This window comes from Micromonospora sp. AP08 (genome assembly GCF_008085935.1).
In the GTDB taxonomy this organism is placed as follows: Bacteria; Actinomycetota; Actinomycetes; order Mycobacteriales; family Micromonosporaceae; genus Micromonospora; species Micromonospora chersina.
Window position 1 is genome coordinate 23,012 of record NZ_VSEZ01000028.1, and the last position, 11,939, is coordinate 34,950.

Genomic DNA, 11,939 nt, shown 5'->3' on the forward strand with positions numbered 1-11,939 from the left:
GGGAGCAGGCCTTGGCCCCTTCAGCACGGACGACCAGGCACATTTTCGTCACCGGGGGCGTCGCCTCCTCGCTGGGTAAGGGCCTCACCGCCTCCAGCCTCGGCAACCTGCTCAGCGCGCGCGGGCTGCGCGTGGTGATGCAGAAGCTCGACCCGTACCTCAACGTCGACCCCGGGACGATGAACCCGTTCCAGCACGGCGAGGTCTTCGTCACCGAGGACGGCGCCGAGACCGACCTCGACGTGGGCCACTACGAGCGGTTCCTCGACCGGGACCTGTCCGGCAAGGCGAACGTCACCACCGGGCAGATCTACTCGGCGGTGATCGCCAAGGAGCGGCGCGGGGAATACCTGGGCGACACCGTCCAGGTCATCCCGCACATCACCAACGAGATCAAGGCGCGGATCCTCGGCATGGCCGACCCGGACGCCGACGGCCAGGTCCCCGACGTGGTGATCACCGAGGTCGGCGGCACGGTCGGCGACATCGAGTCGCTGCCGTTCCTGGAGGCGATCCGCCAGGTCCGGCACGACCTGGGCCGGGACAACTGCTTCTACCTGCACGTGTCGCTGGTGCCCTACCTGGCGCCGTCCGGCGAGCTGAAGACCAAGCCGACCCAGCACTCGGTGGCCCAGCTGCGCAGCATCGGCATCCAGCCGGACGCCCTGGTGCTGCGCTGCGACCGGGAGATCCCGGACAAGGTCAAGGAGAAGCTCTCGCTCTACTGCGACGTCGACCGGGAGGCGGTCACCGCCGCCCCGGACGCGCCGAGCATCTACGACATCCCGAAGGTGCTGCACCGTGAGGGCCTCGACGCGTACGTGGTGCGCCGGCTCGGCCTCTCCTTCCGCGACGTGGACTGGACCCGCTGGGACGACCTGCTCGACCGGGTGCACCAGCCGCGCCACACGGTGACCGTGGCGCTGGTCGGCAAGTACGTCGACCTGCCCGACGCCTACCTGTCGGTCAGCGAGGCGATCCGGGCCGCCGGCTTCGGCCACCGGGCCCGGGTGCAGCTGCGCTGGGTGCCCAGCGACGACTGCGTCACCCCGGCCGGCGCGGCGGCCGCCCTCGCCGGCGTCGACGGCATCGTGATCCCCGGCGGCTTCGGCGTCCGCGGCATCGAGGGCAAGATCGGCACCGCCCGGTACGCCCGGGAGAACGGCGTCCCGCTGCTCGGCCTCTGCCTCGGCCTGCAGTGCATGACCATCGAGGTGGCCCGCCACCTGGCCGGCCTGGACGGGGCGAACTCCCTGGAGTTCGACGAGGAGGCCACCCACCCGGTCATCGCCACGATGGCCGACCAGGAGGACATCGTCGCCGGCAAGGGCGACCTGGGCGGCACCATGCGGCTCGGCGCTTACCCGGCGAAGCTGGCCGAGGGCTCGCTGGTCGCCGAGGCGTACGGCAGCACCGAGGTCAGCGAGCGGCACCGGCACCGGTACGAGGTGAACAACGCCTACCGCGACCAGCTCACCAAGGCCGGCCTGTCGATCTCCGGCACCTCGCCGGACGGCCGGCTGGTCGAGTTCGTCGAGCTGGACCGGGACCTGCACCCGTTCTTCGTGGCCACCCAGGCGCACCCGGAGCTGAAGAGCCGGCCCACCCGGCCGCACCCGCTCTTCGCCGCCTTCGTGAAGGCCGCCGTGGCGTACTCCGAGGCCGACCAGCTCCCGGTCGACCTGGACGCCCCGGCGGAGGCCGCCGCCGCGAAGAAGGCGGCCCGCAACGGCGGCGCGGCGGCGAAGGCGGCGTCCGCGTCGTGAGTGCCGTCGAGCACCGGTACGAGGTGACTGGGCACCGGGAGATCTGGTCGGGCCGGATCTTCTCGGTGGTCAGCGACGACGTGACCATGCCGGGCGGGGGCACGGCCACCCGCGACTACGTGACGCACGTCGGCGCGGTGGCCGTGGTGGCGCTCGACGACGCCGGCCAGGTGGTGCTCATCCGGCAGTACCGGCACCCGGTGGGCCGGCACCTGTGGGAGCTGCCGGCCGGGCTCATGGACGTCCGGGGCGAGGACCTGGCCGTCGCGGCGGCCCGGGAGCTGGCCGAGGAGGCCGACCTCACCGCCGGCAGCATGGACGTGCTCGTCGACCTGCACAGCTCGCCCGGGTTCAGCAACGAGGTGGTGCGGGTCTTCCTGGCCCGCGACCTCGCCGACGTGCCCGCCGAACAGCGTCACGACCGGCGCGACGAGGAGGCCGATCTCCAGGTGGTGCGGGTCGACCTCGACGAGGCGGTCCGGATGGTCCTGGCCGGTGAGATCACCAACGCCTCCTGCGTGGCCGGGCTGCTCGCCGCCGCCCGCGCCCGGGAGACCGGCTTCGCCGAGCTGCGCCGCGCGGAGGCCCCGCTGCCCCGCTGACCGGATCGGACGACGAAGGGGCCGCGCGGTGCGTGCACCGCGCGGCCCCTTTCCGCTGTGTCTACGCTCAGTCGCGCAGCGGACGGCCCTGCCCGTCGACGCCACCGTTGACGAGGATCAGGATGCCGTCGATGGTGCCCCACAGGGCGCCGGCGCCGCAGGTCACGACGCTCACCACGAGCTGGAGCACGCCAGTCTTGGTGTCGCCCATGTAGAAGCGCCCGGCGCCGAAGAAGCCGAGCAGGATGCCCAGGATGCCCGCGACGACCTTGCTCTTGTCCGAGACGCCCTGCGGGTACTGCTGGTAAGGAGGAGTGGTCATGAGCGGACACCTTAGTGATCGACTGGCGTCCTGTCCGCACCGATGCCCATAGGGTGGAAGGATATTTACCGAACATTGTCCTGACGGCTGAGGCGGTCTCCACCGCCCAGCCCGGTCGATGCCTGACACACCGTCAGTACGCCCGGGCACCGGATGTCACTGTGTTGGCCTCCGTGGGGTTCCCACGCGCCTAGACTGCCGCCGGCGGGACCGGTGGACCGCGTCGGCAAAGGGGCCGTCGCGGCGCCGCGCAGTCGGGGGTGAGTTGCCCCGGAGGAAGGTGTCTGCATCGTGAAGGTCGGAATCCCACGCGAGGTCAAGAACCACGAGTACCGCGTGGCGATCACGCCCGCGGGCGTCAACGAGTTCACCCGCCACGGCCACGAGGTCTTCGTCGAGTCCGGCGCGGGTGTCGGCTCCAGCATCACCGACGACGAGTTCGCCGCCGCCGGCGCGAAGATCCTGGCCACCGCCGACGAGGTCTGGGACACCGCCGAGCTGGTGCTCAAGGTCAAGGAGCCGATCGCCGAGGAGTACCACCGGATGCGGGAGGGGCAGGTGCTCTTCACCTACCTGCACCTGGCCGCCTCGAAGGAGTGCACCGACGCGCTGCTGGACCGCAAGGTCACCGGCATCGCGTACGAGACCGTCGAGCTGCCCGACCGCTCGCTGCCGCTGCTCGCCCCGATGTCCGAGGTGGCCGGCCGGCTCGCCCCGCAGGTGGGCGCCTTCTACATGATGCGCACCGGCGGGGGCCGGGGCGTGCTGCCCGGCGGCGTCTCCGGCGTGTACGCGGCCAAGACCGTGGTCATCGGCGCCGGCGTCTCCGGCCTGAACGCCGCCGCCATCGCGCTGGGCCTGCAGTCCGAGGTGCTGCTGCTGGACAAGAACGTCGCCCGGCTGCGCCAGGCCGACGCCATCTACCGGGGCCACCTGCAGACCGTCGCCTCCAACGCGTACGAGATCGAGCGGGCCGTGGTCGACGCCGACCTGGTCATCGGCGCGGTGCTGGTGCCCGGCGCGAAGGCCCCGAAGCTCATCTCCAACGAGCTGGTCTCCCGCATGAAGCCGGGCAGCGTGCTCGTCGACATCGCCATCGACCAGGGCGGCTGCTTCGAGGACTCGCGCCCGACCACGCACGCCGACCCGGTCTACAAGGTGCACGACTCGATCTTCTACTGCGTGGCGAACATGCCCGGCGCGGTGCCGAACACCAGCACCTACGCGCTGACCAACGTCACCCTGCCGTACGCCCTCGAACTGGCCAACCAGGGCTGGCAGCAGGCGCTGCGCAACGACCCGGCGCTCGCCCTCGGCCTGAACACCCACGCCGGCCAGGTCGTCTACGGCCCGGTCGCCGAGGCGCACGGCATGGACACGCTGCCGCTGGCCGAGGTGCTGGGCTGACCGACTCCACGGTCGAACGGGCCGGTGCGGGCGTCGAGCCCGCGCCGGCCCTGCGCCGTGCCGTCCGGGGCTACCTGGACCACCTCACCGTCGAGCGGGGACTGTCCACGAACACCCTCGCCTCGTACCGTCGCGACCTGGACCGCTATCTGTCCACCCTGGCCGCCGCCGGCGTGACCGACCTGGCCGCCGTCGGGCCCGCCCAGATCGAGGCGCACCTGGCCCGGCTGCGCGCCGGCGACGCCGACCACCCGCCGCTCGCCGTCTCCTCCGCCGCACGCGCGGCCAGCGCCGTGCGCGGCCTGCACCGCTTCGCGCTGCGCGAGGGCACGGCCGGCGCCGACCCCAGCCGCGACGTCCGCCCGCCCACCCCGCCGCGCCGGCTGCCGCGGGCGCTGCCGGTCGACGCCGTGGTCCGGCTGCTGGAGACCGCCGGCCCGGTCGCCGCCACCGGCGAGGACGCGCCCCGCGCGCTGCGCGACCGGGCGCTGCTGGAATTCCTGTACGGCACCGGCGCGCGCATCTCCGAGGCGGTCGGCGCGGTCGTGGACGACCTCGACCTCGACGCCGGAACCGTGCTGCTGCACGGCAAGGGCGGGAAGACCCGGCTCGTGCCGGTCGGCGGGTACGCGGGAGAGGCGCTGCGGGCCTGGCTGGTCCGTGGCCGCCCGGCGCTGCTCGCCGCCGGCCGGGGCACCCCGGCGGTCTTCGTCAACGCCCGCGGCGGCCCGCTCACCCGGCAGGGCGCCTGGACCGTGCTGCGCGCCGCGGCCGGACGGGCCGGCCTGCCCGTCGACGGGCCCGACGCGGTCTCCCCGCACACGTTGCGCCACTCGTACGCCACCCACCTGCTCGACGGCGGGGCCGACGTGCGGGTCGTGCAGGAACTGCTCGGTCACGCCTCGGTGACCACCACCCAGGTGTACACGTTGGTCACCGTGGAACGGTTGCGGGAGGTCTACGCGACAGCCCACCCACGGGCCCACGGGTGAGCGCGAGGAGTGAGCCGGGGTTGCGAGCCCCGCAGTCGCGAACGAAACAGCGTCCCGGCTGAGCACCGGCCCGACACGCCGACCCGCTACCGAACACGCTGCTGGCACGTGGCGTACAGTCGGCTTCGGCGCGGGCCTCCAGGGGTGACGGACCGGGGGTGCGCAGCGGCGCCGCGAGGGACGTCGGACGGCTCCGACGCCGGGTGGTCGTCGGGAGGGGGCAACGAGGACATGGCAGGAAACGGTGACCGTGCCGAGACCTGGACGTCGGAGCTCCGTGAGCAGCAGGCGACGCTGGGTGCCGACCTCGGCCCCGCCGACCCGGCCGCGTACACCATGCGCAAGCCGATCCCGGAGCCGATGCCGACCGACCGGCACGGGCCGGCGCGGATCATCGCGATGGCCAACCAGAAGGGTGGCGTCGGCAAGACCACGACCACCATCAACCTGGGCGCCGCGCTCGCCGAGTACGGCCGCAAGGTGCTGCTCGTCGACTTCGACCCGCAGGGCGCCCTCTCCGTGGGCCTCGGTGTCAACCCGCACAACCTCGACCTGTCGGTCTACAACCTGCTCATGCAGGACGACGTCACCGCCGAGGACGTCCTGATCAAGACCGACGTGGCCGGGCTGCACCTGCTGCCCGCCAACATCGACCTCTCGGCCGCCGAGATCCAGCTGGTCAACGAGGTCGCCCGGGAGATGGCCCTGGCGCGGGTGCTCCGCACGATCCGCAAGGAGTACGACTTCATCCTGATCGACTGCCAGCCCTCGCTGGGCCTGCTGGCGATCAACGCGCTGACCGTGGCGCACGGCGTGCTCATCCCGCTGGAGTGCGAGTTCTTCAGCCTGCGCGGTGTCGCGCTGCTGCTGGACACCATCGACAAGGTGCGCGAGCGGCTCAACTTCGACCTGGAGCTCGAAGGCATCCTCGCCACCATGTACGACAGCCGCACCACCCACTGCCGCCAGGTGCTCCAGCGGGTGGTGGAGGCGTTCGGCGACAAGGTCTACCAGACGGTGATCACCAAGACCGTCAAGTTCCCCGAGTCGACGGTGGCCGGCGCCCCGATCACCACCCTCGACCCGGCCTCCTCGGGCGCGCGCAACTACCGCCAGCTCGCCCGCGAGGTGATCGCCGCCCAGGCGGAGCGGTAGGCCGCACGCCGGGTGCCCGGGTCGTGGACTACGGTTTGCCGGTGACCGCACCGCCCCTCGACCCGCCGCACGGCGCCGCCGATCCGGTGGCCGCCGCCGAGCTGGCCGCCGAGGTCGACGGCGTGGTGCCCGCCGACCCGGTCACCGTCGAGGAGACCAGCGGCTTCACCGTCCGGCTGGACAACTTCACCGGCCCGTTCGACCTGCTGCTCCAGCTCATCAGCAAGCACAAGCTGGACGTCACCGAGGTGGCCCTGCACAAGGTCACCGACGAGTTCATCGCGTACCTGCGGGCCATGGGCGACCAGTGGGACCTGGACGAGACCAGCGAGTTCCTGCTGGTCGCCGCCACCCTGCTCGACCTGAAGGCGGCCCGGCTGCTGCCCGCCGCCGAGGTGGAGGACGAGGAGGACCTGGCCCTGCTCGAGGCCCGGGACCTGCTCTTCGCCCGGCTGCTGCAGTACAAGGCGTACAAGGAGGCGGCGGCGCACATCGCCGAGCTGGAGTCGGTCGGCGGGCGGCGCTACCCCCGTGCCGTCACCCTGGAACCCCGGTACGCCGAGGCGCTGCCCGACCTTGTGCTCGGCATCGGCCCGGAGCGGCTGCTCAAGCTGGCGCTCAAGGCGATGACCCCGAAGCCGGTGCCCGAGGTGTCCATCGCCCACGTGCACATGGTCCGCGTCAGCGTCCGGGAGCACGCCGAGATCATCTCCGAGCGGCTGCGCCGCGCCGGCACGGCCAGCTTTTCGCTGCTCTGCGCCGACTGCGAGATCACCCTGGAGGTGGTGGCCCGCTTCCTGGCGCTGCTGGAGCTCTACCGGCAGGGCCTCGTGGCCTTCGTCCAGGAGCAGGCGCTGGAGGAGCTGACCGTGCGCTGGACCGGCTCCGCCGACGGCGGCGCCGAGCTGACCATCGACGAGTACGCCGGCAACCCGGAGCCGGCCACCACCCCGCCCGCCCCGGCGGCGGACGACCCGGCAACCCCGCAGGAGTGACCCGATGAGCGACGAGGAACGCCGCGACTCGCTGGCCGACCAGGCCGCCGCCTGGATCCCCCCGTGGGAGCGCCCCACCCCGCCGCCGTCGGCGACGGAGCCCGAGCCCGCCACCGACGCCGAGGCCGCCGCTCCCGCCGGCTCCGCCCCGGACGCCGAACTCGTCAGCGCGCCGTCCGAAGACGCGGCGCCGGAGCCCTCGGCAGATCTTGGAAGGGAATGGCCCCCGGAGGGGCCGGATCCTTCCAAGATCTCCGCGCCGAGGCGGACGTCGCTGGAGGCTGGCCCCGATCTTGGTACGGGCGTGCCCCCTGAGGGGCCGGACCGTACCAAGATCTCCGAGGAGACCGCGGCGGACGCGGTCGGTGGCGACGGCCGACCCGGTGAGCGGGAGGGGGAGGGCGGCGCGGGCGGCGTACCCGGGAAGCGGGGACGGCGGCGGCCGGCCCCGCCGCCGGAGCCCGCGCCCGTGCTCGACGACGCCGAGCTGCGCGGCGCGCTGGAGGCCATCCTGCTCGTGGTGGACCAGCCGGTCAGCGAGCTGACCCTGGCCCAGGTCCTGGAGCAGTCCCCGGAGCGGATCGGCCCGATGCTCGACGAGATCGCGGCCGGCTACACGGCCGCCGGGCACGGCTTCGAGCTGCGCCGGGCCGCGGGTGGCTGGCGTCTCTACACCCGGCCGGAATACGCGACCTACGTCGAGCGGTTCGTGTTGGAGGGCCAGTCGGTGCGGCTGACCCAGGCCGCGCTGGAGACCCTCGCGGTGATCGCCTACAAGCAGCCGGTGACCCGGTCGCGGATCTCCGCGATCCGGGGTGTCAACTGCGACGGCGTGATCCGTACCCTGGTCTCCCGGGGCCTGGTCGAGGAGTGCGGCACCGAGGCGGACAGCGGGGCGTTCCTCTACCGGACCACCACGATGTTCCTGGAGAAGCTGGGGTTGAACTCGGTGGACGACCTGCCGCCCCTGGCCCCCTTCCTCCCCGACGACGTAGAAGAGCTTGCCGATGCGACGCGATGACCGTGCCCCGAAGCCCGACGCCCCCGTGTACGAGGGCGCCGAGCGCCTCCAGAAGGTGCTCGCCGCCGCGGGGGTGGGATCGCGGCGCGCCTGCGAGGATCTGATCTTCCGGCGCCGGGTCACCGTCAACGGCCGGGTCGCCCAGCTCGGCGACAAGGCGGACCCGGCGCGCGACGTGATCCACGTCGACGGCGAACGGCTCCAGGCCGACGTCCGCCTGGTCTACGTGGCGATGAACAAGCCGCGCGGGGTGGTCACCACCATGGCCGACGAGAAGGGCCGCACCGAGCTCGCCGACTTCATCGGCGCGCGGCTGGAGCAGCGGGTCTACCACGTCGGGCGGCTCGACGCCGACAGCGAGGGCCTGCTCCTGCTCACCAACGACGGCAGCCTCGCCCACAAGCTCATGCACCCGTCGTACGAGGTGCTCAAGACCTACCTCGCCGAGGTCGCCGGGCCGATCCCGCGCAACCTGGGCAAGCGGCTGACGGCCGGCGTCGAGCTGGAGGACGGGCCGGTGAAGGTCGACTCCTTCAAGGTGGTGGGCACCCTCGGCAAAACCGCCCAGGTGGAGCTGACCCTGCACGAGGGGCGCAAGCACATCGTCCGGCGCCTGATGGCCGAGGTGGGCCACCCGGTGTCCCGGCTGATCCGTACCTCGATCGGTCCGATCAAGCTCGGCGACCTGCGCACCGGGCGGCTGCGCCGGCTGACCAACGCGGAGGTCGCCGCCCTGTTCAAGGCCGTGGGTGACTGACCCCGCCGATCGGGGTACGGCTCCCGGTAGGCTTCGACGCGGCCCGCGGCGCCATCGCGTGCGGCCGACCCGCGCGGCGCGGGATTATTGATGAGGAACACCAACCGCTCAACGGCGCCGGAGACACCGGCGACCCGCGAGGTACGGGCTGAGGAGGACAACGGTGGGGGAAAACGTACGGGCCGGGCGCTGCGTGGTCGCTGTGGACGGGCCGTCCGGTTCGGGTAAGTCCACCGTGTCGCGGCGGCTCGCGGTCAGCATCGGCGCCCGCTACCTCGACACCGGCGCCATGTACCGGGCGCTCACCTGGGCGGTGCTGCGCTCCGGGGTCGACCTGACCGACATCGAGTCGGTGGCCAAGGTCGCCGGCGAGGTCGACCTGCGCATCGGCACCGACCCCCAGGGGTACGGCGTGACCGCCGACGGCGTCGACGTGGCCAAGGAGATCCGCGGTCCCGAGGTGACCGCTGCGGTCTCCGCGGTGGCCGCCGTGGGCGCCGTCCGCGAGCTGCTGGTCGCCCGGCAGCGGCAGCTGATCGCCGACGCCGGCCGGATCGTGGTCGAGGGCCGCGACATCGGCTCGGTCGTGGCGCCCGATGCCGACCTGAAGGTCTACCTGACCGCCTCCGAGGCGGCCCGCGCCCAGCGGCGCAGCGCCGAGGACGCCGCCGACGTCGCGGCGACCGCCGCCGACCTGGCCCGCCGGGACAAGCTCGACTCGACCCGCAAGGTCAACCCGCTCCAGCAGGCCGCCGACGCGGTCGTGCTGGACACCACCGAGCTGGGCATCGACGAGGTCGTGGACCGGCTGAGCACGCTGCTCACCGAGCGGGGTGTGGCGTGAGCGACGAATTCGGAGGCTGGGTCGAGCTGCGCGAGCCGGAGCTCGAGGCCGGCGAGCCGACCGGCCCGCAGCCGGTGGTGGCCGTGGTCGGCCGCCCCAACGTGGGCAAGTCCACCCTGGTCAACCGCATCATCGGCCGCCGGCAGGCGGTCGTCGAGGACATCCCCGGTGTGACCCGGGACCGGGTGCCCTACGACGCGCAGTGGAACGGCCGGGCGTTCACCGTGGTGGACACCGGCGGCTGGGAGCCGGACGCCAAGGACCGCGCCGCGGCCATCGCCGCCCAGGCCGAGGCGGCCGTCGCCACCGCCGACGTGGTGCTCTTCGTGGTCGACGCCATGGTCGGCTCGACCGATGTGGACGAGGCCGCCGTGAAGATGCTGCGGCGCAGCGCCAAGCCGGTGATCCTGGTGGCCAACAAGGCCGACAACACGGCCATCGAGATGGAGTCGACCGCGCTGTGGTCGCTCGGCCTCGGTGAGCCGTTCCCGGTCTCCGCGCTGCACGGCCGCGGCTCCGGCGACCTGCTCGACGCCATCATGGCGGCGCTGCCCGAGGCGCCGAAGATCGTGGAGAACCGGCCGCGCGGCCCGCGCCGCGTCGCCCTGGTCGGCCGGCCCAACGTGGGCAAGTCCAGTCTGCTCAACCGCTTCTCCGGCGAGGAGCGCGCGGTGGTCGACGCGGTCGCCGGCACCACCGTCGACCCGGTCGACAGCCTCGTGGAGATCGGCGGCGAGACCTGGCAGCTGGTCGACACCGCCGGCCTGCGCAAGCGGGTCGGCAAGGCCAGCGGCACCGAGTACTACGCCAGCCTGCGCACCGCCTCGGCGATCGAGGCGGCCGAGGTGGCCGTCGTACTGCTCGACTCCAGCGAGGTGATCAGCGAGCAGGACCAGCGGATCCTCACCATGGTGGTCGAGGCCGGCCGGGCCCTGGTGATCGCCTTCAACAAGTGGGACCTGGTCGACGGCGACCGCCGCTACTACCTGGACAAGGAGATCGACCGGGAGCTGCGCCGCATCCCCTGGGCGATCCGGCTGAACCTGTCGGCGAAGACCGGCCGGGCGGTCGACAAGCTCGCCCCGGCGCTGCGCAAGGCCCTGGCGAGCTGGGAGACCCGCATCCCGACCGCGCAGCTCAACCAGTGGCTCACCGCCCTGGTCCAGGCCACCCCGCACCCGGTGCGCGGCGGCCGGGCCCCGCGCATCCTCTTCGCCACCCAGGCCGGCGTGTCTCCGCCGCGCTTCGTGCTCTTCACCACCGGCCCGCTCGACGCCGGCTACCAGCGCTTCGTGGAGCGCAAGCTCCGCGAGGAGTTCGGCTTCGAGGGCACCCCGATCGACATCTCGGTCCGCCCGCGCAAGAAGCTCGGCCCGGGCGGCCGGGGCAAGGCCCACGGCTGAGCCGTCCCGGAGGAAGCCGCCGGGCCCCATCCCCGGCGGCTTCTTTCCTAGGACGCTCTAGGGGGAGTGCGGCGCGGCACCCGGTGGGGCCTGTGCGCGGGGCTGAGGATCTTGCGCTAAGCTGTACCGGCTGCCGCGGGGAACACCGCGCGGAGGCATCGGGACGTGGCGCAGTTTGGTAGCGCACTTGACTGGGGGTCAAGGGGTCGTCGGTTCGAATCCGGCCGTCCCGACGCAGGTCAAAGGCCATTCGGGATCTCCCGGATGGCCTTTTCTGATCTTGTACAGCAGCGAAGTACAGCAACGGCTCATTGATCGAGGCTCTGACCGAGCTTCCGCAGGGCCTCCCGGGTCGCCTTCGATGAGACCTGGCTGTAGATCTCCATCGTGATCGAGAAGTCGGCGTGTCTCAGGATCGCCATGGCGACCCGGGGGTGTACGTCCAGGTCGACCAGCAGGGAGCCGCAGGTGCGCCGCGTCGTGGACGGTGGACGCCGGTGTAAAGCATCACCCGGGACACGACAGCTCGGGGCGCTCGGTTGTCCGACTCGGATGATGCGTTACACGCTGGCTTCACTTGATGCGTTACACCGGCCCTCGACCGTGCCGGGCACGGTCGGTGACACCGACGGCCGCGCTGCCGTTTGCGGTTGTCCGCCTGCCGAGGCGCGGACG

At 72.5% G+C, this 11,939-nt stretch carries 11 protein-coding genes, 1 tRNA gene and 1 pseudogene; 11 read left to right on the plus strand and 2 right to left on the minus strand.

Going from position 1 to position 11,939, the window contains the following annotated elements; all coding sequences use genetic code 11:
- Positions 1–11: 11 nt before the first annotated feature.
- Both FXF50_RS28220 and FXF50_RS28225 read left to right on the plus strand, forming a co-directional pair.
- On the plus strand, positions 12–1,766 hold the full coding sequence (locus tag FXF50_RS28220; RefSeq protein ID WP_148431966.1) for a CTP synthase: 1,755 nt from the start codon (positions 12–14) through the stop codon (positions 1,764–1,766).
- The gene (locus tag FXF50_RS28225) at positions 1,763–2,368 is read left to right on the plus strand and encodes an NUDIX domain-containing protein (RefSeq protein WP_148431967.1); all 606 of its coding nucleotides are present in this window, start codon (positions 1,763–1,765) and stop codon (positions 2,366–2,368) included. Before FXF50_RS28220 ends, FXF50_RS28225 begins: the two co-directional genes overlap by 4 nt.
- A gap of 67 nt (positions 2,369–2,435) precedes the next feature.
- Here the strand turns inward: FXF50_RS28225 and FXF50_RS28230 are convergent, their stop codons facing one another.
- Positions 2,436–2,753, minus strand: a complete 318-nt coding sequence (locus FXF50_RS28230) for a TM2 domain-containing protein (RefSeq protein WP_370464169.1) — start codon at positions 2,751–2,753, stop codon at positions 2,436–2,438.
- Between the two features lie 228 nt (positions 2,754–2,981).
- On the opposite strand from FXF50_RS28230, the gene ald reads away from it, so the two are divergent.
- From ald to FXF50_RS28275, 9 genes are all read left to right on the plus strand, one after another.
- On the plus strand, positions 2,982–4,097 hold the full coding sequence (gene ald / locus FXF50_RS28235) for an alanine dehydrogenase (RefSeq protein ID WP_148431968.1): 1,116 nt from the start codon (positions 2,982–2,984) through the stop codon (positions 4,095–4,097).
- Complete coding sequence (locus FXF50_RS28240; RefSeq protein ID WP_148431974.1) at positions 4,094–5,089, plus strand: site-specific tyrosine recombinase XerD; 996 nt, start codon at positions 4,094–4,096, stop codon at positions 5,087–5,089. The genes ald and FXF50_RS28240 overlap by 4 nt, the downstream gene beginning before the upstream one ends.
- 231 nt (positions 5,090–5,320) lie before the next feature.
- The gene (locus tag FXF50_RS28245; RefSeq protein ID WP_091266519.1) at positions 5,321–6,244 is read left to right on the plus strand and encodes a ParA family protein; all 924 of its coding nucleotides are present in this window, start codon (positions 5,321–5,323) and stop codon (positions 6,242–6,244) included.
- 101 nt (positions 6,245–6,345) lie between these two features.
- A complete protein-coding gene (locus tag FXF50_RS28250; RefSeq protein WP_370464170.1) occupies positions 6,346–7,239 on the plus strand; it encodes a ScpA family protein in 894 nt (297 codons plus the stop codon).
- A 4-nt stretch (positions 7,240–7,243) separates the two neighbouring features.
- Positions 7,244–8,260, plus strand: a complete 1,017-nt coding sequence (gene scpB / locus FXF50_RS28255; protein ID WP_148431970.1) for an SMC-Scp complex subunit ScpB — start codon at positions 7,244–7,246, stop codon at positions 8,258–8,260.
- A complete protein-coding gene (locus FXF50_RS28260; RefSeq protein WP_148431971.1) occupies positions 8,247–9,017 on the plus strand; it encodes a pseudouridine synthase in 771 nt (256 codons plus the stop codon). Before scpB ends, FXF50_RS28260 begins: the two co-directional genes overlap by 14 nt.
- A gap of 163 nt (positions 9,018–9,180) precedes the next feature.
- A complete protein-coding gene (cmk, locus tag FXF50_RS28265) occupies positions 9,181–9,861 on the plus strand; it encodes a (d)CMP kinase (protein WP_148431972.1) in 681 nt (226 codons plus the stop codon).
- On the plus strand, positions 9,858–11,264 hold the full coding sequence (der, locus tag FXF50_RS28270; protein ID WP_148431973.1) for a ribosome biogenesis GTPase Der: 1,407 nt from the start codon (positions 9,858–9,860) through the stop codon (positions 11,262–11,264). Before cmk ends, der begins: the two co-directional genes overlap by 4 nt.
- Positions 11,265–11,423: 159 nt before the next feature.
- Positions 11,424–11,497 (plus strand) — tRNA-Pro (locus FXF50_RS28275).
- A 75-nt stretch (positions 11,498–11,572) separates the two neighbouring features.
- Here the strand turns inward: FXF50_RS28275 and FXF50_RS28280 are convergent.
- A pseudogene (locus tag FXF50_RS28280) lies at positions 11,573–11,740 on the minus strand (site-specific integrase); the annotation flags it as partial.
- Between the last annotated feature and the right edge of the window lie 199 nt (positions 11,741–11,939).